General features: G+C 59.8%; 19 protein-coding genes. 3 read left to right on the top strand and 16 right to left on the bottom strand.

Annotated features, from left to right (window positions below; translation table 11 throughout):
• Positions 1-71 precede the first annotated feature (71 nt).
• Entirely contained in the window at positions 72-899 is an 828-nt protein-coding gene (locus PH547_RS26035) for a nickel-binding protein (RefSeq protein WP_104827262.1), read from the bottom strand.
• A gap of 70 nt (positions 900-969) precedes the next feature.
• Entirely contained in the window at positions 970-1,905 is a 936-nt protein-coding gene (locus PH547_RS26030; RefSeq protein WP_285169800.1) for an NAD(P)-dependent alcohol dehydrogenase, read from the bottom strand.
• A gap of 87 nt (positions 1,906-1,992) precedes the next feature.
• On the opposite strand from PH547_RS26030, the gene PH547_RS26025 reads away from it, so the two are divergent.
• Complete coding sequence (locus tag PH547_RS26025; RefSeq protein WP_285169799.1) at positions 1,993-2,595, top strand: TetR/AcrR family transcriptional regulator; 603 nt, start codon at positions 1,993-1,995, stop codon at positions 2,593-2,595.
• Positions 2,596-2,670: 75 nt separating this feature from the next.
• On the opposite strand, the gene PH547_RS26020 is transcribed toward PH547_RS26025, so the two are convergent.
• Both PH547_RS26020 and PH547_RS26015 read right to left on the bottom strand, forming a co-directional pair.
• The gene (locus PH547_RS26020) at positions 2,671-3,492 is read right to left on the bottom strand and encodes an SDR family oxidoreductase (protein WP_285169798.1); all 822 of its coding nucleotides are present in this window, start codon (positions 3,490-3,492) and stop codon (positions 2,671-2,673) included.
• A 92-nt stretch (positions 3,493-3,584) separates the two neighbouring features.
• On the bottom strand, positions 3,585-4,778 hold the full coding sequence (locus tag PH547_RS26015; RefSeq protein WP_285169797.1) for a phytanoyl-CoA dioxygenase family protein: 1,194 nt from the start codon (positions 4,776-4,778) through the stop codon (positions 3,585-3,587).
• Positions 4,779-4,872: 94 nt separating this feature from the next.
• On the opposite strand from PH547_RS26015, the gene PH547_RS26010 reads away from it, so the two are divergent.
• Positions 4,873-5,895, top strand: a complete 1,023-nt coding sequence (locus PH547_RS26010) for a LacI family DNA-binding transcriptional regulator (RefSeq protein ID WP_285169796.1) — start codon at positions 4,873-4,875, stop codon at positions 5,893-5,895.
• A 19-nt stretch (positions 5,896-5,914) separates the two neighbouring features.
• On the opposite strand, the gene PH547_RS26005 is transcribed toward PH547_RS26010, so the two are convergent.
• The 3 genes from PH547_RS26005 to PH547_RS25995 form a co-directional block, all read right to left on the bottom strand.
• On the bottom strand, positions 5,915-6,589 hold the full coding sequence (locus PH547_RS26005) for an HAD family hydrolase (RefSeq protein ID WP_285169795.1): 675 nt from the start codon (positions 6,587-6,589) through the stop codon (positions 5,915-5,917).
• A gap of 83 nt (positions 6,590-6,672) precedes the next feature.
• Positions 6,673-7,653: a mannonate dehydratase gene (locus PH547_RS26000; RefSeq protein ID WP_285169794.1), complete on the bottom strand. Its 981-nt coding sequence runs from the start codon at positions 7,651-7,653 to the stop codon at positions 6,673-6,675.
• Positions 7,654-7,791: 138 nt separating this feature from the next.
• Positions 7,792-8,184 (bottom strand): hypothetical protein, encoded by a 393-nt coding sequence (locus PH547_RS25995; protein WP_285169793.1) that lies wholly within the window; start codon positions 8,182-8,184, stop codon positions 7,792-7,794.
• A 225-nt stretch (positions 8,185-8,409) separates the two neighbouring features.
• On the opposite strand from PH547_RS25995, the gene PH547_RS25990 reads away from it, so the two are divergent.
• Positions 8,410-8,772, top strand: a complete 363-nt coding sequence (locus PH547_RS25990; protein WP_285169792.1) for a hypothetical protein — start codon at positions 8,410-8,412, stop codon at positions 8,770-8,772.
• A 24-nt stretch (positions 8,773-8,796) separates the two neighbouring features.
• Here PH547_RS25990 and PH547_RS25985 read toward each other — a convergent pair whose 3' ends face one another.
• From PH547_RS25985 to PH547_RS25945, 9 genes are all read right to left on the bottom strand, one after another.
• A complete protein-coding gene (locus tag PH547_RS25985) occupies positions 8,797-9,861 on the bottom strand; it encodes an ABC transporter ATP-binding protein (RefSeq protein ID WP_285169791.1) in 1,065 nt (354 codons plus the stop codon).
• 22 nt (positions 9,862-9,883) lie between these two features.
• Complete coding sequence (locus tag PH547_RS25980; protein WP_285169790.1) at positions 9,884-11,398, bottom strand: DUF5060 domain-containing protein; 1,515 nt, start codon at positions 11,396-11,398, stop codon at positions 9,884-9,886.
• Positions 11,399-11,436: 38 nt separating this feature from the next.
• The gene (locus PH547_RS25975; RefSeq protein ID WP_260304222.1) at positions 11,437-12,324 is read right to left on the bottom strand and encodes a carbohydrate ABC transporter permease; all 888 of its coding nucleotides are present in this window, start codon (positions 12,322-12,324) and stop codon (positions 11,437-11,439) included.
• Positions 12,321-13,220: a carbohydrate ABC transporter permease gene (locus PH547_RS25970; protein ID WP_120708270.1), complete on the bottom strand. Its 900-nt coding sequence runs from the start codon at positions 13,218-13,220 to the stop codon at positions 12,321-12,323. The genes PH547_RS25975 and PH547_RS25970 overlap by 4 nt, the downstream gene beginning before the upstream one ends.
• Before the next feature lie 95 nt (positions 13,221-13,315).
• Complete coding sequence (locus PH547_RS25965; protein WP_285169789.1) at positions 13,316-14,569, bottom strand: ABC transporter substrate-binding protein; 1,254 nt, start codon at positions 14,567-14,569, stop codon at positions 13,316-13,318.
• An 84-nt stretch (positions 14,570-14,653) separates the two neighbouring features.
• Positions 14,654-15,298: a dihydroxyacetone kinase subunit DhaL gene (gene dhaL / locus PH547_RS25960; protein ID WP_285169788.1), complete on the bottom strand. Its 645-nt coding sequence runs from the start codon at positions 15,296-15,298 to the stop codon at positions 14,654-14,656.
• Positions 15,295-16,314, bottom strand: coding sequence for a dihydroxyacetone kinase subunit DhaK (locus tag PH547_RS25955; RefSeq protein ID WP_285169787.1), 1,020 nt, complete (start codon positions 16,312-16,314; stop codon positions 15,295-15,297). Before PH547_RS25955 ends, dhaL begins: the two co-directional genes overlap by 4 nt.
• A gap of 58 nt (positions 16,315-16,372) precedes the next feature.
• Positions 16,373-18,256, bottom strand: a complete 1,884-nt coding sequence (gene apnL / locus PH547_RS25950) for a D-apionate lactonase (protein WP_285169786.1) — start codon at positions 18,254-18,256, stop codon at positions 16,373-16,375.
• Positions 18,253-19,287, bottom strand: a complete 1,035-nt coding sequence (locus tag PH547_RS25945; protein WP_283051778.1) for a Gfo/Idh/MocA family protein — start codon at positions 19,285-19,287, stop codon at positions 18,253-18,255. Before PH547_RS25945 ends, apnL begins: the two co-directional genes overlap by 4 nt.

The raw sequence follows: 19,287 nt of genomic DNA, 5'->3' as shown, positions 1-19,287 counted from the left end.
GTAAGGAAAGCGCCACTCAAAGGCGAAAAAATGCTCGATACCGAGGGTCCCGCACGGTCACGAGAATTCGTTCATTGGAGGGCGGCTTTGCACCAGTCACATTGGAAGACCAAGACAGGCTTTAAAAAACCCTTCAGCCGCCGGTGGGCCGCATGTGCGAAGAAATCGGCGGTGCCGTACTCCCGAAAAATGCTTTCCGACACGAGGATCTGGTCTGCAGAGGCCGAGGCGCACAATCGCGCAGCAAGTTGAACGGTCGAACCGAACAAGTCATTGCTGTCCTCGACGGGCTCGCCGCAATCCAATCCGATGCGTATATGAAGCGGCTCAAGGTTGCCCTGATTGTAAAGCTCGAATTCCTGCTGGATCGCTATTGCGCAATCGACGGCTGCGGTCGTTGAGACGAACGTCGCCATGATGCCATCGCCGGTATGTTTCACCTCGCGGCCTGAAGAACGGGCAAGGCATCTGCGAACAATGGCGTCATGAGCCCTCACCAACTCGGTCGCCATGCGGTCGCCGAGACGTGATGTCATTTCGGTCGAGCCGACGATATCGGTGAAGAGAATTGCCCGGTGGGCAGCATCCATTGCGACTGAGGACTGTCCTGACGCCGGCTCGGGATCGTGAATTCGGCCGAGAAATGCCTCGACCGCCGACAGCGCGACTTCGACAACTTCAGCGGCGATAAAGCCATGCGCCTCGCGGTGCACGCATTGAGCCGTTTCCATATCGGGCGCGTCCATCAGGCAAAATGCAGTTCCGCGCCGCTCGTCGAACCAGTAGGTGAGGAACTTGACCCCATACTGATCTTGAATGTCGAGGTCCTTACGATGTGCTTCGGCGATATCGGCCGCTGTGACCCCCGCAAGATCATGCCGGTCCATGAAGATAGCCATTCTGTGCCCCGCTGGAATCTCCTCATGTATATTAGTTTACCCTAAAGCCATGTCGTGGCCCATATCATCCTTACAGGTGACGGAGGAGCACGATCTTTCCTGAAGAAAGCCGCCCGTTTTCTGCATCCGCGATGACCGACAGCGCATCGCTGAACGGCGCTTCCAGACCGATCGACGGCCGCAGCGTGCCGTTGCCGGCAAGCTCGGCAATCGCTGGGAGATGCCGGATTCCCTGGGTGGCGAAGGCCAGCTTGTAGCGCCGCGATAGCATCCCACGCAGCATTCTTCCCGGTGTGGGATTGATGTCGACGAACACGCCCTTCGGCCTGAGCATCGAAAGACCGCCGCTTACGCCGAGCGTTCCGAGCGTATCGAATATGGCGTCGAACCTTCCATTCAGCGCATAGGCTTGCTGGTCGGAGTAGCCGAATATCGGATCGACACCGGCAGCTCTAGCGCTGTCCATCGATGCCGGTCCGCACGTGCCGGACACATGTGCTTCCTTGGCGATGGCCAACTGGACTGCGAAGGCACCCACGGCGCCGCTGCACCCGTTGATGAAGATGCGCGATCCGGCGCGGGCCTGCGCCCTGTCGTTGATCGCCACCCACGCCGTCATTGCCGCGATGGGCAGTGCGGCTGCCTCACTGAACGAAAGCGGCGGCGGTTTTTTTGCAAGGTAATGGGCATCCACGTTTATTGCTTCGCCGAATGCGCCAGACTTCTTGAAATCTACCGTGCCGAAGACTTCGTCGCCAACCCGGACGTTCGTCACCTTACTGCCGACCGCCTCGGCGATCCCGGCGAAATCGGTGCCCATCCCTTTCGGGAAACGTCTGCCGGTCATTAACTTCATTGCTCCTCGGCGGAGCTTCCAGTCGAAGGGATTGATCGCCGCGGCCTTGATCGACACGCGCACCTCGTTATCCGCGAGCTCGGGCAGGTCATATTCGCCGAAATACATTTTTTCCGACCCGCCGTAGCGGTCATATTGCACCCGTTTCATATCGGTCCTCAAATTTGCCTCATGCGGTACAAATATTACACTTAGTGCGATTTTACAAGATGTGCGATTTCTGTTATCGCTTCGGGGATGGAGCAGGATCGATCAAAACAGGAAGGCTGGCGCGAGAAGAAGCGACGCGAGACGCTTCAGCGCATTACCGAGTCGGCGCTCGGGCTGTTTGCTGCCAACGGATACGAGGCGACGACGCTGGATGCGATCGCTGAGGCGGCCGGCATCTCGCGACGAACTTTTTTTTATTACTTCACGTCGAAAGAGGAGATTCTGGCCGCTTGGCAAAAAGGCCTGCCGGAAGCCCTTCGCGCCGCCGTTCTGGCGCAATCGACGGACCAGTCGCCGCTCGATGTCGTTCGCAGTGCCCATCTGCGACTGGTGGAGAACTACGACGCCGATCAGGCCGTCGTCATCGATCGCATCCTCCGCTCGAGCGAACAGCTACGTGCGAGCAACCAGACCAAATACCTGCAAATGGAGCAGGCCGTGTTCGAGGCGCTGTGCGAACTCTGGCCGCAAACCACGCGGCGCAAGGCGCTGCGCATGGTGGCGATGGTCTCCGTCGGCGCCCTGCGCCTCGCCATCGATAGCTGGGCGGAAGAGCAAGGGCGCAAGCCGCTTGCACAATATGTGAAGGAAGCGTTTGTCAGTTTGAAAGCTGAGCTGTCAGACGCGTAAGTATCTGCCAGTCGATGTCGAGGGAAATGACCCCGATCGGCGCGCATTCCTTCGCGCCGATCGTTTGAGCCCTTTTCAGAGGGCCGCTACCGGATGCGGCGATCCGTCGTAAGCGCCCCAGACCGATTGATCGAAACAAATGACCGAGCCGGTCATAAGGCCGGATTCGGCCGACGACAGATAGGCGCAGGCGCGGGCCACCTCTTGCGGGTCGACCAGACGGCCGAAGGGCTGGCTCGCCGCTGCCTTTTCCAGCCAGTCGGCGGGCGCATCGTGATATTCCTTCTGGATCCGGTCTTCGCCTTCAGAGGCCATCCAGCCGATGTTGAGGCCGTTGACGCGGATACGGTTGCGCAGCAGCGCGTAAGCGGTGTTTTTCGTCAGGGTTTCCAGCGCGCCCTTGGAGGCGCAATAGGCGACGATGAAAGGCTGGCCGGCCTTGGCGGACATCGAGCCGATATTGACGATCGTGCCTTCGATCTTCTCGCGCCGCATAACCTTGACGGCTTCCTGCATCAGGAAGAATGGCGCCCGGACATTGACGGCGAACATGGCATCGAAAAGCTCAAGACTGGTGTCCAGAATGGTGCCGCGATCGGTGATGGCGGCGGCGTTGACCAGCGCGTCGACGCGACCGAAGGTCTGGTCGCAGACATGCACGACGTTACGTGCCTCTTCGACATTGCCAAGATCGGCTTTGACATAGACGACCTTTGCGCCTGTTGCAGCCGAGATCTCCTCGGCCTTGGCCTTGCCTTTCACCTCGTTGCGGCCGCAGATGACGATGCCCTTGGCGCCGCGATCGGCAAAGAGACGGGCGATGGTGGCGCCGAGCCCCTGTGTGCCGCCGGTGACGATAGCGATCTTGCCGTCGAGACGGCTGTGGTCTGTGCTCATGTGGTTCCTCCCGGAAATGGTCTATTACGATATGCGGAAAGCCCCTCGCGGATGCGAGAGGCCTCATCTTGTTGGACGCGTCTTCGGTCCTGTCAGGTCAGCTTCTTGTCCGCCTGTTCGGCAAGCGCCTTGCTGAAAGCCTCGTCACTCCAGTTTTCCTCCAGCGCCTCATGCATCAGTTGCGCCTGCGTCTTTGGCGCGAGGCCGCCGATGGGCGGGTCGCGGTCGAGATTGGTTGGGAAGGAATAGCCTTCGGCACAGGCGGCAATGGCGTTCGACACTTCCGCCGCGGAGAGCTTGCCTGCTGATTTCAGTTCCTTCAGCGCCGGAAACAGGCGTGCGCTCATGCGTTCGCGATTGACCGTTTCCATGGCGCGGCCGAAGGCAGAGGAAACCTGCAAAAGGTTAGCCACGCGCTTGATATCGGCCGAGCGGTTGTTGCCGGCCGCGTGGAAGAGGGCAGGGTTGAAGAAGACGACATCGCCTTTTTCGAGCGGAAGCTGAACATGGTTGCGATCGAAATAGTCACGGAACTCCTGGCGCTTCAGCGCGAGATAGCCGGGCACATAGGTCTGGCTGTGCGGCAGGAAAAGCGTCGGTCCGCTTTCGAGCGGCATATCGCAATGGGCAACCGCGCCCTGCAAGGTCAGAACAGGTGAGAGCCTGTGCACATGGGCCGGAAACTGCTCGATCACCTTCGATGTCTGGAAACCGAGGTGGTAATCGCGGTGAGCGGACTGCGCCGCGCCGCCGGGATTGACGCGATTGACCTGCGCCGTCATCTGGTAGTTTGGTCCGAGCCAAGCTTCGCTGGCGATGGCGACAATGGCATTGCCGTAATATTCCGCGAAGTTGGCGGGATCGGCGAGGCAATGTTTTTCCAGCGAATTCCAGATGCGGTCATTGGCGCCGGGCTTGGCGAAGTGGTCTCCGCCGCCGGTGGCCGTGCGATGCTGTTCCTTGATGATGTCGTCGAAAATCGTGCTGGCGCGATCGATGACGGAGAGATCCTCATAAGCGCGCTTGAAGACGACAACGCCTGGACCTTCGCCGAAGGCCTCGCAGATTTCAGCGAGCACGGCGCGACGGCCTTGAGGATCGGCAATATCAGCCAGAACCTTGCGGCTATCGTAGATTAGGACGTTTTTCTCGACGTGATCGGCGCTTGGATAGTCTGAAAGCGCGGTGGTCTTCTCGGCCAGTGCCCGGAAATCGTCGAGATCGCAGGCGTCCTCGGTCAGCCAGACGCGGTCGGCGCGTTGTTTCTGAGGATTGTCGGTTTTCATCAGATGCTCCTCCATCCCTGATGAAGGCACTATACGGCAGAGGCCGATGTGTTATAGATCACAAATCCATCAAAAAACCATCAGAATGAAACGCGTGTCACATCCATTTCTCGTCAAGGACATCGCTTTTCAAGCCGGACTCAGCACCGCCACCGTCGACCGGGTGCTGAACGGACGGGCAGGCGTGCGCCGGCAGACAGAGATGCGGGTGAAGGCGGCGATCGCCGAGCTGGAAAAGCAGCAGGCGGGGGTTGCGGTGAGCGGGCGGACGCTTGCGATCGATATCGTCATGGAGACGCCGGCGCGTTTTTCCGATGCCGTGCGCGCTGCCTTCGAAGCCGAGGTGGCGACCTTTTTGCCGACGGTCTTCCGCTGCCGTTTTCATTTTGCGGAAGTCATGAAGCCGCTTGAAATGGTGCACCTGCTCGATCGCATCCGGCTCAGAGGTACCCATGGGATCGTGCTGAAAGCTCCCGATATTCCCGAGATTACGGCTGCGGTCGAGCGTGCGGCCAAAGCCGGCATCACCGTCGTTACCCTGGTGACGGACCTGCCAAATTCTTCGCGCGCGGTTTACGCAGGCGCCGACAATCGTGCCGCCGGCGAGACGGCGGCCTATCTTGTCGGGAATTACTTCGCTGGGGCCGCCGCCCGGGTGCTTGTAACGTTGTCGAGCGGTCGCTTTCGCGGCGAGGAGGAGCGGGAAATCGGCTTTCGCCGCGTCCTTCGCGAGCGTTATCCGCAGATCGGCGTTGCCGAAATCAGCGAAGGCCACGGCGCCGACGCTGCCACGGGAATCCTCGCCGCCCGCGCCATCGCGGCGGATGCGACGATCAATGCGGTCTATTCCATTGGCGGCGGAAACAGGGCGGTGCTTGCCGCCTTCGAGGAGGCCGGGAGGGACATCCGCATTTTTGTCGCGCATGATCTCGATGCCGACAATCGCGCACTCCTTGCCGCAGGCAAGATTGGTTTTGTGTTGCATCACGACCTGCGAACAGATGCACGTTCGGCATTTCGAGCAATCATGAGCGGTGTGGTGAAAGAGCGCGTGGCGCCGGCTGTGCTGTCTGCGGTGGAAATTATCACGCCCTACAATATGCCTGCGGGCAACTGACGCGTCGGCGTTTTCCCGCTCAGCGCCGCCCTCCCACTTCATCGATGTGATAGAGAAGGTCGGCCGGATCTTCATAGACGCGGATCGCCCCGGCATCCTTGAGTTCTTCGCGGCCATAGCCGCCGCTCAGCAGCCCGACCCCGAGCGCCTTGCAACGCGTCGCCGCAAGCATGTCCCAGATGGCGTCTCCTACGACAATAGAATTTTCTATCGCAACCCCGAGGGCTTCTGCTGCGGCAATAAACAGGTCCGGGTCGGGCTTGGCGTATTTGACCTTGTCCCGGGTGATGATCGGGAATGCCGTCGGGTCGATCCCCAATGCGGCAATATTGACCGCTGCCGTCTCCATGCGGCCGCTTGTGGCGATCGCGAACGGAATTCCGGCGTCCGAAAGCCAGCGGAGAAGCTCGCTTGCGCCAGGAAGAGGGCGTATCTGGGCGCCGAGGCGGCGATAGGCTTCGGCATGAAGTTGCCGCAACCGCTCATTTTTCTCGTCGGTTATCTCGATGCCGGTTTCACGGAGCAATTGGTTGGTGAACAATCCGCCGCTCATTCCGATTTTTCGATGGATGCGCCATATCGAGAGCTCGATACCTTCGGCATCCAAGGCTTCTTTCCACGCCAGCACGTGCTGATAGACGCTGTCCACCAACGTGCCGTCAAGATCGAATAGAAAGGCATGTTCAATGCGCATGGAACTCTCCTGCCCCAGATCTAGGGGAGGAGCGAAAGGCATCAATGGGAACTGGCGGAAAAGCCTTCCGCGGCTATGGGCAACTACCGCTTATCGCTCTCCAGCACCTGCAGCATGGCGGCAATGTAGCCATAGGTGAAAGCAAAGGCGGTATTTTCCGGGTCGCGCCCGGAGAGGCGCGGCACATGATCCGGCATGATCATATATTGGTAGCCGACCTCGGCGTAGGTTTTGAGCGATCGCCACATATCCATGTCGCCTTCCTCCGGAAAGGTCTCCATGAAGGAGAGTTTGCAGCCGCGAATGTTGCGAAAGTGGACGTTGAAGAGCTTGCTCCGCTCTCCGAACCAGCGGATGACGTCGAAGATTTCCTCGGCCGGATTGTCGAGCATTTCGCCGACCGTGCCTTGGCAGAAATTCAGCCCATGGTAGGGGCTCTCATGCATCTGAACGAACTTCTTCAGGCCTTCGACGCTGCCGAGAACGCGCGTGACCCCGCGATAGCCCGGCGGCGTATAGGGGTCGTGCGGATGGCAGGCAAGACGCACTTGGCAGGCTTCGGCGACCGGAACGACGCGTGACAGGAAATAATCGATGCGCTCCCAATTCTCCTCCTCGCCGAGGATGCCGGCGATCGAAGGCGGCGCATCGTGATCGGCCTTTTCCCAGCGAAAGGCCTCGTTTCTCGATCCGCCGCGCCCGGTTTCCATCTCCGTACGAGGGATCCCGATGATATTGAGATTATATTTGACCGAGGGAATGCCGACTGCGGCGGCATTCTCGATCAGGCGGCAGATGGAATCGATTTGGCGGTCGCGGTTCGGTCCGGCCGTCAAAATGTCCGGGCTGTATTGCCGTTCGATCACGTTCGAGCTCATCGGGAGCTGGATCATATCGAGAATGAGGCCGAAGCTCTCGATATGGTCACGATGGGCGTTGAGAATATCAAGCGTCCAGTCGTGCGGATTGCCATCGGGATCGGCATTGACGTGCCTGACGCCCAACTGGGCCATGACCCGGTAGTCATCATCGTCCCGAGCCTGAAACTGCGTACCGACATACATGTGAAATCCTCTCCCCGAATCTCGCCAATGCTAAGCAGCGGGAAGGCGAATTCCTCCCATCAAATCGCGTTCGCGGCAATCCGCCGCGGCTGGAGCAGGCAAAGACTTCAAGCGGCATTGGGAGACGATTCAGCTTCCTTAGTGGATCGTACTGAGCACTGTCGGGCTTGCGGCAAGATTGTCGACGAGCACCGTTGCCGCATAGCAGGCGACGATTAGTTGAGCTGAAAAGCTCAATACAGGTCTCCAGTCGCGGGCAGGCCGAGATCGATTGTCGGTTGCGATGGAGCAGGTCTCGGCCGCAAGTGGCGCAGCCTCCAGGGTTTTGGCGCCGGAAGCCAGAAGCACGAGAATGTTGAATATGATGAACTGGCGCGGGCTCGCCCCGATAATACAGAACATGAGATTGCAGAACAGACAGGCGGCGCAAAGGTAGACACGTTGCTGCTTGCCGAGAAAGCATTTTAAGGCGCTCAATCCATTCAGAATTCGTCCCGGATTGCTCCATCTGGCATTGCGGATTGGTTTCACATCCTGCCTCCCTGCTCGAATCAGGCAGGCCAAGGAAACCAGCTTTCGCCGGCCGCATGTGTTGCATTGTATTACGGCAAATTCTTTTAGTTTGCGGCGGTCAAGCCCATTGGGCGCGGGCTCAAAGGACGCGCCACGCCGCTGCAACAAAATGAAACAAGATACAACACTGCTTTACATCGAAAAGCTCTATGTTTGACCCGCATTCGAATGAGAGGTCACGAGATGCTTTTGGATTCTCCTTCACAGCATGGTCGGGCGGATGTGCTGATCTGCCTCGACAATCAGCAGGTCGCCACGCGCATCGGCTCGGTCCTGTCCGCGCGCGGGCTGACGGTTGCCGCCGTTCCGGCGTCCGGCATGGATACGGAATTCGAAACGAAGGGCTGCCAGGTTGTCGTGACGCATACAGCTATGATCGGACGGGTGCGCAACCGCCTGCGCCTGCCGGTGGTCAATGTCGAGGCGTTCATATTCGAGCGGCCGGATCATTCCACTGAAGGCGCCCCGAAGCAGTTCGACGGCGCCGCCTTCGTAAAACGTGTCCTGACGGTCATGAGCGACGCCGAACGGCGATCGGCGCGATGACGGGCACGATGACAGCGCAAGTTTCTACAGGCGCTGTTGGGTCTGCTTGTCGAAGAAGTGGATGCTCGGCGATTTGAGGGAGAGTTTCACCGTCTGGTCCGGCACCAATTCGGCGCGCTCGCGCATGACCCATGTCAGTTCGCGCCCTTCCAGATCGAGGGTGACATGGGTTTCCGAGCCGGTCGGCTCGACGACGGTGACCTTGGCCGGCACTCCGCCATCCGTCGCAAAGGATATGTCTTCGGGGCGAATGCCGACGATGACATCCCGGTCGCCCGCCTGGACCGGAGCCGCCAGGAGCTCGATTGCGGCGCCGCTCGGGAGCGTAAGCCTCGGATTCGAGCCGGCCGTCAGCCTGCCTTCCAGGAAATTCATTGCTGGCGATCCAAGGAAGCCCGCGACGAAGACATTCCTTGGCCGGTCGTAAAGCTCGAGCGGCGTTCCGATCTGCTCGACTTTCCCGCCCTGCAGCACGACGATCTTATCCGCCATCGTCATCGCTTCGATCTGGTCGTGCGTGACATAGACGATCGTCGTCTTCAGCCGCTGGTGCAACGCCTTGATTTCGGCCCGCATCTTGACGCGCAATTTGGCATCGAGGTTGGACAGCGGCTCGTCGAAGAGGAACACTTTCGGATCGCGCACGATGGCGCGCCCCATGGCGACGCGCTGGCGCTGGCCGCCGGAAAGTTGCGCAGGCTTGCGGCCGAGCAGCGGCTGAAGCCCGAGGATCTGCGCCGCCTCGCCGACTTTTCGGTCGATCTCCGTCCGCTTAGCGCCGGCCAGTTCCAGCGCAAAGCCCATGTTCTGGGCGACCGTCATCTGCGGATAAAGCGCATAGTTCTGGAAGACCATAGCGATGTCGCGGTCCTTGGGCGGCAGGTTGTTGACCACGCGGCCGCCGATCGAGATTTCGCCGCCGGTGATTTCCTCCAGCCCGGCAATCATCCGGAGAAGGGTCGACTTGCCGCAGCCCGATGGCCCGACGAGAATGACGAATTCGCCGTCCGATATATCGACATCGACGCCATGGATGATATCCACCGCTCCGTAGGATTTCCTGACGCTTTTGATGCTCAATCCGGACATGAAATTCCTCCTGTAGACCCGATCAGTTTTTCTTGCGGATGCGAAGGGCCTGGTATGGCTTACCCGGCAGTTCGACGCCAAAGGCCGCATCCGCCTTGCCGCCGCGCACGATTGCGCCGTGCCGGGTGGGGTGCGGGATCGGGGCTTCCACTTTCTTTGCGGGGGTGATCGTCATCTCCCAGGTGTCGATGATGTCGACATAGTAGTCAGTGCCGTCCTTGGGCAGGCCGGTGGACCAGACGACGGGCTGGTGCTCGCCAAGATAGATATAACGGAGATCGCCATCCTCGGCGCCTGAGACGCGCGTCCAGGGCCATTCACCACTGGCGCCGAGCGGCTCAAGCCCGTTGACGACATCCTGCTCCAGCAGGTCGCGCAGGAAGCCGATGCGCTTCCATGCCTCGCCGCGCAGTTCCCCGCCTTTCGCCCACCAGATGAGGTCTTGCGGATGCGAATAGGTTTCGCCGTGACCGGCATAACCGCCGCGAGTCATCGTGATCCAGAAGCGATGCACGAGTTCCTGCGGCGTCAGATTGCCCCAGGATTGGATGATATTGCCTTCATATTCCGGCTCGTCGTTGACGACCGGCTTGCCGTAGGCGTCGCGCCATTCCTGCGTGCGCTTCACATCCCAGTTCTGGATGCAGGTGTGGGTCACCCAGGGCTTGCGATGATCGAAGTTCATCGTCGGTTCGCCATTATGGATGGACTTCAGATGGCCGTAGGGGTCGTTCTCTTCGAGGATGTGGAAATAGCGGTCCCACTGCGCCATCGGCTTGGTGTCGAGAAGGAAGTCATATTCGTTGGCGAGCGCCCACCAGACGTTCCGATAGGCGGCAAGCCGCGCCGCGAGATAGGCGACATAGCGGAAATCCTGTTCGGCCGACATGTCGGCATAACCCCAGCGGTCGTAGGGGTGAAACATGATAATGTCGGCCTCGATGCCGAGTTCGCATAGTGCGGCTACCTGCCTTTCGAAATGCCGGAACAGGACGGGGTTCGGCCGATCGAAGTCTTCCTTGCCGTCGGCGCCCTTTTCGAAGCAGGGATGGAGAGGTTCGTTGACGTTATAGGGATAGTCCTTCGGAAACACGCCCATGCGGATCTTGTTGAAGCGTGCTTTCTTCAGCGTATCGAGTGTCTGGGCCTGCATCTCCAGCGGCTGATGTGTCCAGGCATAGCAGGTCGTCCCGAACGAAAGGAACGGCTTGCCGTCGGCATAGGCGAAATGAAATTTGTTACGCACGCGCACTGGGCCGTGATTGCCCTGCGAGGGTTTGGTGGCGGTCAGCGAGCCGGTCTTGCCGTCGAGTTCCGGGGTCTTCGAACGCGTCCTGAAGGACCATTCACCTTCGTTGTCGGGCATGAAGCGGACGCGATAGACGCCGTCGCCGTCATAGAAACCGGGCACGCGGATTTCGCGGCTGTTCTGGCTGAACACGGCATCGAATGCTGCGTCGAGATAGGGATTGCCGCCCGAAGGACCGTTGAAAGCGGCCTCGAAGACGCCCCATTTTTCGACGGTTGCACTGGACATGATATTCTCCTCGAAAGACTTGCCGATTAGGTGATTGATCAGCCCTTGACGGCGCCGGAGGTGAGGCCGGAGACGAAATATCGCTGAAAGATGAGGTAGACGAGCGTTGCCGGCAGCACGGTCATGACGATCGCGGCATTGAGCTGGCCGTAGTCGTTTGAAAACTGCCCCTGGAAGGACATGAGCCCGAGCGGCAGCGTCCACATGTGCTGATCCTGCAAGAGCACGAGCGCCATGGCGAACTCGTTCCAGGTCGAAACGAAATCAAGGATGAGCAACGCGGCGAGTACCGGCAGGCAAACCGGCAGGAATATCCGGCGGAAGATGGTGAAATGGCTTGCACCATCGATCAGAGCGGCTTCGGACAGCTCCTTTGGAATGCCTTTGAAGAAGCCGTGCAAGATGAAGACCTGATAGGGAACGCCGAAGGCGATGTAGGGCAGGATCACGCCGGGATAAGTGTCGATCAGGCCAAGAGAGTTGACCAGCGTGAAAAGCGGCGCCAGCATGACCTGGAAGGGGATCATCGTGCCGAAGACGACGAGAAGCAGCAGTATCTTGCTGAACCTCAGCCGGATCTTGGCGAGTGCATAGGCCGCCATCGCTGAAAGGATGAGCCCGAGCGGCACCTTGATGACGGTAATGATAGTGCTGTTCAGGAAGGCGTTGGCAAAATTGCCGCGACCCCAGGCGCTCGAATAATTCTCGAAAGCCGGATTGAGGGGTGGCACGAAGGCGCCCGTCGTCGTCACATCAGCCTGCGTTTTGAGCGACGTGAAGACAATGAAGACGAAAGGCGCAAGCCAGATCGCGGCGACGAGGAGAAGCGCGATCCACAAGCCGATCAGGACGGGATCCCGCTTGCGCTTTGCCGGAATGATGGTCTCGAAGCCATCCGACATGGATGATGCCGATGCTACCGTCATTGTTCGGCCTCCTCATGCTTCTGCGTCCATCGCAGGTAGGGAATGACGATGGCGATGGTGATGAGCAGCAGGACAACGGAGATCGCAGCGCCGCGGCCGAAATCGAAGATCTGCATGGCTTGCGTGAAGGCCCAGAGCGCCAGCATCTGGGTTGATTGCGCCGGCCCGCCGCCTGTCAGGCCGTAGACGATGTCAAAGGCCTTCAGAGACGAGATGACCGATAGCACCAGAACGATTGTCAGCGTGGTGCGTAGCGCGGGCAGGGTGACGTATCGGAAGATGTTCCAGCGCCCGGCGCCATCAATGCGTGCGGCTTCGACCAGCGTCTGCGAAACATTCTGCAGACCCGCGAGAAACAGAACCATGGAGAAGCCGACGGATTGCCAGAGATAGGCCACGAAGACCGAATAGAGGGCGATGTCCTTATTGCCGAGCCAGTCCTGAATCCAGTCCTGTAGCCCCATAGACGTCAGGATCTCGGTGAAAAGGCCGAAGAAGGGATCATACATCCACTTCCACATGGTCGCGACCGCGATCGGGGCGATAATGACCGGCAGATAGAAGATGGCGCGGAAGGTATTGCGGGCGAAAAGCTTCTGATTGAGGCTCAGTGCCAGTAGCAGGCCGATCATGGGCGGGAAAATCACGCACATAATCGTCCAGATCACCGTGTTGCGGAAGGCGACCCAGAAAACGGGATCCTGCGTGAAGATATATTGATAATTCGCCAGGCCGACGAATGGGCGTTGGGGATCGAGGCCATTCCATTTCTGAAAGCTCAACACCACCACGTTCAGCATCGGATAAAGCGCGAAAATCGCGTAGATCAGCATGGCCGGGGCGAGCAGGATCGCTGCCTGAACGCGAGGGTCATGTGTTCGATTGCGGAATGACATTCTGATTGCTCCCGGCGGCAACTGACGCGTGGGCATAAAGTGAGGGAAGCCGTCCGCAGCGATTGGCGATCGGAGTGGCGGCCTCCCTCGAGGGATCACGTGCGACCCGCGATGAAGGTCTGCAACTGCTTGGCAGCATCGGCCGGCTGGATATTGCCGGCAGCGACGTCGTTGATCACCCGGAAGTATTCGGTGGTGACATCAAGCGGGAATGCCTGGTCGCCATTCATGTAGACCTTGCTGTAGGTCTTGAAGATATCCAGCCATTTCGCCTCGAGCGGCTTCTGGTTGGTGTACTGGACATTCTTGTTGACCGAGATCGAGCTGATCTGCCCGACGAGATCCTGCTGCACCTTGGTCGACAGGAAGTAGTCGAGGAACTTGGCGGCGAGATCCGGATCCTTGCTCTTGGTGCTGATGTAATTGTATTCGGCAAAGCCATAGAGTCGGTTGGTGTTCGTCGGGAACGGCACGACGCCGTAATCATCGAGGTTGACCTTGCTGCCGCTCAACTGGCTGACCAGCCAGTCGCCTTCGAGCATCATCGCGGCACGGCCGGCGACGAACAGTGTGTAGGACTGCTGGTTGCTGATGCCCATGAAGGGTTTCAGCGTGTAGTCCTTGGTCCACTTGGCAAATTCGGTGAAGGCATCGGTGGCGCAGGGTTCTTTGGTCCAGTCGGCCTTCATGGCCATCAGCGCGTCGTGTTTGTCGGCGCCGCATTTGGTTTCGAGCAGCACGTCCATCAGACGCATGACGTGCCAGTTGACCGAGCCGCCGAAGGTGAAGGCCGGAATTCCAGCCGCCTTGAGCTTGTCGGCCGCCGCCAGCAGTTCCTCATAGGTCTTCGGCTCCTCGGTGATGCCGGCCTTCTGGAAGAGCTTCTTGTTGTAATAGATCGCTTCGCCCTTGAAGGTGAAGGGCACGCCATGCTTGCCACCCGGATAAAGATCGGCAAAGGCGGCGGCGGACGGAAGCAGCTCGTCGTTCCACTTGTACTGGGTATAGTACTTGTCGAGCGGCAGCGAGAGGCCGGCCTTCACATATTCGCCGCCGAGACCAAGCCCGGCCCAGCTGAAATAGATATCGGGTCCCTTGCTGGAGCCTGCTGCCACGCGAAGCGCTGTCTTGTGTTCGTCGACGCCGCGCTGGACGATTTCGATATGGGTGCCTGCATTGGCGGCCTCGAAATCCGCCGCCACCTTCTTGAGGGCACCGTTTGCTGCGCCGTTGTCGAAATTGAGCGTCCACAGTGTCAGGTCCTGCGCCTGGACACTCGTCGCCGCAAAGGCCGCTGCAGCAATCGCCATCGCGCCAAATCGTTTTGCATATTTGGAGTTGATGCGCATTTCCCGTCCTCCTCTGAACAATGCTGAGGGCGGTTTTGGCAAATCAACAGGCACATGTCAACTGGTATGATGAGGTCATCATCATTAAGGTGAGAAGAGCCCTTTGAAGCAAGAGATGACGACCGTTGCCGAGGCTGCTCCCGGATCGATGTGACCCAAGGCGCGCTCGCCAAGCCTGGAAGAACGCCCCTTTGTGGCCACCATATGCTTCGTCGCTTCCGTCCCGGCCTCAGCGGCAATCAGAGCTTCCGAAAGACACTCCGCCAGCGACAGTCCCCCGTCGCGCGCCGCCCGGCAGGCGATGGCGGCGGGTGCCCAGGCGTCGACCATGGTCTTCTCCCCGACATCAGCCTTGCCGCGGTCCTGGATCCCTTTGGCAAGCGCAACGAAGGCGTCCACCATGTCGTCATCCGTCAGCGACGGCTTGCCCTTTACCGCGGCACCCGCACGCATCAAGGCGGTGGCATAGAGCGGACCGGACGAAGCGCCGACGGCATTCAGGAAAGCCTTTGCCGCCGTGTTGAAGACGAGTGTCGGATCGGCCGTTGCCGAATCCAATGGCACAACCGCCTTCGCGGCCCCCGAAAAACCGAGCTCCATGGCGATACCGTGATCGGCATCGCCGATGACGCCATCAAGCTCGCATAGACGGTCTTTTTCGCGGGTCATCGCCTCCGCTATGATGTTCAGAAGGGACTTCAGATCGTCAACGGTGATTGTCTTTGTCATCGGAGCACTTCACCAGAACGGAACATCGCGCAATCGCAGGGATGATCGATCAGTCGTTGCAGTTCGTCGTCCAAATGCATCAACGTGATCGAGGCACCGGCCATCTCCAGCGACGTGCAGTAGTTCCCAACCAGCGACAAGTGGATCTCTATGCCCGCAGCGTCGAGCGTCATCTTCACCTTCCGCATCATGATGTAGAGTTCCATCAGCGGCGTCGAGCCGAGCGAGTTGACAAGCACGGCCACCCGGTCGCCCCGTACGGGCTTCATCTCACCGAGGATTTTATCGAGCAGTTCGGCGGTCACCTGATCGGCCGGCTTGAGCGGACCGCGGGCAACGCCCGGCTCGCCATGAATGCCCATGCCGATTTCCATCTCATCCTCGCCAAGCTGAAAATTCGGCTTGAGCGTCTGAGGCAGCGAGCAGGGCGATAGCGCAACGCCGATCGTGAAGGTGCGGTCATTTGCCAAGCGCGCGATCCGCTCCACTTCGTCCAGGCTGTACATCAGATCGCAGGCGGCACCGGCCGCCTTGAAGACAAAAACATTGCCGGCGACGCCGCGCCGGCGGTCCCGTTGGTCGATGGGAGCGGAGGCGACGTCGTCCGTCGTCAGTACGGTGCGGACCTCGATGTCATCCATGGCGAGCATTTCGGCCGCCATATCGAAATTCATGACATCGCCGGCATAATTGCCATACAGGAACAGGACGCCGGCGCCGCCATTGACCGCCTTGGCGCATTCGATGATCGGATCCGGTGGCGGAGAGGCAAAGACATTTCCGATTGCCGCCGCATCGGCAAGCCCTTTGCCGACGTAACCCAGGAAGGTCGGCTCGTGCCCCGAGCCGCCGCCGACGACCATGCCGACCTTGCCGGGTCGCGGCCCCTCGATTGCGACGAGCGATCGCGGCGATCCTTCGAGGGCGCGCACGTGGCGGGGATGAGCCGCCAGAATGCCTGCCAGCATCTCGTCCACGGCGGCTGCGCCGTCATTGATAAGCTTCTTTGTCTTCACGTCAGTCCTCCCGGTCATCTCGCTTCGGAAGACTAAGTTGCGCTTCTCGGGTGTCAGGTCAATCCATCAGCGTGATCGAACCAACGGCAAAAGGCGCGAGCGTGAGGCTTCCGCTTTTTAGTTTCTCGGCCGAGCGCAGACATCCAAGTTCCACCTGCCGGGCCGCAGCCGTAATGTTCACCAGTAGCAATTGCGGTGACTCGTTAGCCGGCGCAGCAACAAAAGAAAGGACGGCAGTCGGATCTGAGGAGACGCATTCCCGCCATTGGCTGCCGGCGAGGCGGACGAGCGTGACGATCGTATTGAAGATCGGACGCCTGGCGCCTGCCGGCGACGGCTCATCCCCGCCGGCGATCAACCCGGACGGTCCCGTCAGTGCCGAAAGTGTCAGGCATTCCAATCCGGCGTCGAGCACGGTAGCCGCATAGCCAAGCGCGAAGGCTTCGGCGAAACGGCCATTGTGCCGGGGGTCCCTGTTTGCCATCGGAATGCGGCGGCCGGCGGGATTATTCATCGTCCGGCTGCCATAGGGGTTCTGGCGCATCGGGATGGTGGAGGGGCCTATGCGATAGGGCTTGTCGCCGTATATGGCGCGGACCGAGCGCGTGATAAACGGCAGTGCTTCCAGCGTCTGCATCACACTGAGATCGTCAGCCGCATGTACGATCGGGTTGGTGCAATGGGTGATGAAGTCGAGCGATCCGGAAGGAACGCGCTTGCGGTTGAGTTCGGTGAAATAGCTGAGCATGCCGCCGCCAAGCCGCACGCCTGGAAAGGCTGCATGAGCGGCGGCATAAACCTCTTCAAGCGGCGGACACTCGGGCCATTTGCTACCCGGTGGCGTTGATTGCCGGTCGACCGAAGGCGATATGACGATTGCGTCCGGCTTGAAACCGGCATCTTGCATCCAACCAGCTATTTGTTGTGCTTCGACAAGCGGAGGCTGGCGGCACGGCAATGCGATTTCCAACGTCGATCGGCCAGCGTGAAGCGCCGCGATGGCCGCGAAGGAATTGAAGGCGTCAGCGCTGTGACCGGCGTCGGGGTCAAAGTGGAACAATAATTCCTGCGGCGCGACTTCGGCCAGCCGGTTGCGCGCCGCGAGCGTTGCCGTCGCTTCTTCCGGCATAATGATGAGCCCGATTGCCGGCATCGTGCCGGATTTCTCTCCGAGGCTCAGCGTGACCGGGGGCGGATTCGCAGCAAGCGTGGAAGACGCGGTGGGCGAACGTCGCATATCGCCTATGGTGAGAACGATCCGTTGCCGCATGGACTCACCGGGTGGGATGCGATAGGGCCAAGGCAGGGCAAGCGGGCGAACATAGGTCTTGTAGGAGGCATCGGACCAATTGCGCTGGTCCTCCATTTCGAAAGTGTCGCCTTCCATGCGGCACTCCGCCGTCACGTTTGACGTCACGCCATGCGTAATCGCCCGCATATCCTTGAAGGGCTGCCAGGGTTCGATGAGGTCGGGTAGATGCGTGTCCTCGCGGCTGCCATCGATATGCTCGACCGAAACCGGCCTGCCGGCAACGCCGACGATCGGATGCAGGATGCAGAAGCCGCAGCGGTTCGTCTCAAAACCGGTGGTCGTCAGCGCTTCCGCCTCGAAGATCAGCGCTTCACCGGCCTCGGCCGTTATGTGAACGCCGATTGCAAGCAAGCTATTCTCAGGCCCCGCACAGCGCGCGACATAGCTGATGGAAAAGCCGTCCTGATGCTGGTCGATCCGCAGATCGTCGATAGCTGGCGCATACGTGCCCCAATCGCGATCGCGAACCAGATAGGAGACGGCCCGCAAGACTTCGGCGCCGTCGTAGCGTATGGTTCGCAGATTGCCGTCCTTGAAGTCAACGGCGAGCTTGCCGGCGGTCAGCCGCACCGGCGGTGTTTCGGTCTCGTGCGTGCCGTAGAGCTGGAACGGATCGATCTCAGTCGTCATCGCAGCATCGCTCCGATATCGACCGGACGCCCGTTGGCGGCACTCTCATAGGCGGCCTCGACAAGAGCGAAGGTCTTGAGATTGTCCGCACCGGACGTGGAGGTCTCGCCGCCATCGGCAAGGCGGTCGGTCCAGTGCTGCTGGATGGCGAGGACACTCTCCTGAATATTATGCCATGGGCGGGAAGCCCAGGAGAGAAGCCTGGGCGAAGCATCCGACACTGTCGCGCCTTCGGGGCTATTGATCTCAAGACGATAGCCTTGCGAGAGCCGGATCGTTCCCTGCGTTCCGTCGACCTCGATCAGCGTCTCGGGAAAGGGCTCTGTTGCAAGCTTGGTCGCATAGCTCACATCGACGATCGAGGTCGCGCCATTCTGATGGTCGAGCATGATGGTTGCGACGTCCTCGCCCTTGATTTTCGGATTGACCCGTTTGGTGCGCGCGGTGAGCGTCGCGACATCGCCGAGGATGAAGCGCGCGATATCGAGCGTGTGGATGCCGAGATCCTCGATGATGAAACGCTCGCCTTCGGCAAGATAGGGTTGGCCGGAAAAGACATCGTAGCCGGAGCGGAAGGAAAAACGGCCCCAGAACGGTTCGCCGATCACGCCTGATTGAAGGACGGCGTGCACCGCCTGTATCGGTGTCTGCCAACGGAAATTCTCGTGAATCATCAGGGGGATGGCGGCGTCCGCGCAAGCCTTGACCATGGCTTTGGCGTCGCTCAATGTCTTGGCAAACGGCTTTTGGCAGATGACGGGGACTTTATGGGCCGCTGCCATTTCCACCAGCGCGCGGTGGCTTTGCACGGTCGTCGCGATATCGACGAAATCGTAACCACCATCGGCGAAAAGAGCCGCCGCGTCACTGTAACGCCGCGCGACGCCAAACTGATCGCCGACAATTTTCAATCGCTCTGGATCGCGATCGCAGATTGCGACGATCTCCGCGCCTTTGACGTCCTTCCACGCATGCATCTGATTGACCGCGAAGAAGCCGCAGCCGATGAGCGCACCCTTGAGTTCCGTCAT

It is taken from the genome of Rhizobium cerradonense, from assembly GCF_030182455.1.
Lineage (GTDB): Bacteria > Pseudomonadota > Alphaproteobacteria > Rhizobiales > Rhizobiaceae > Rhizobium.
This window is presented reverse-complemented; position numbering and strand designations above follow the sequence as displayed.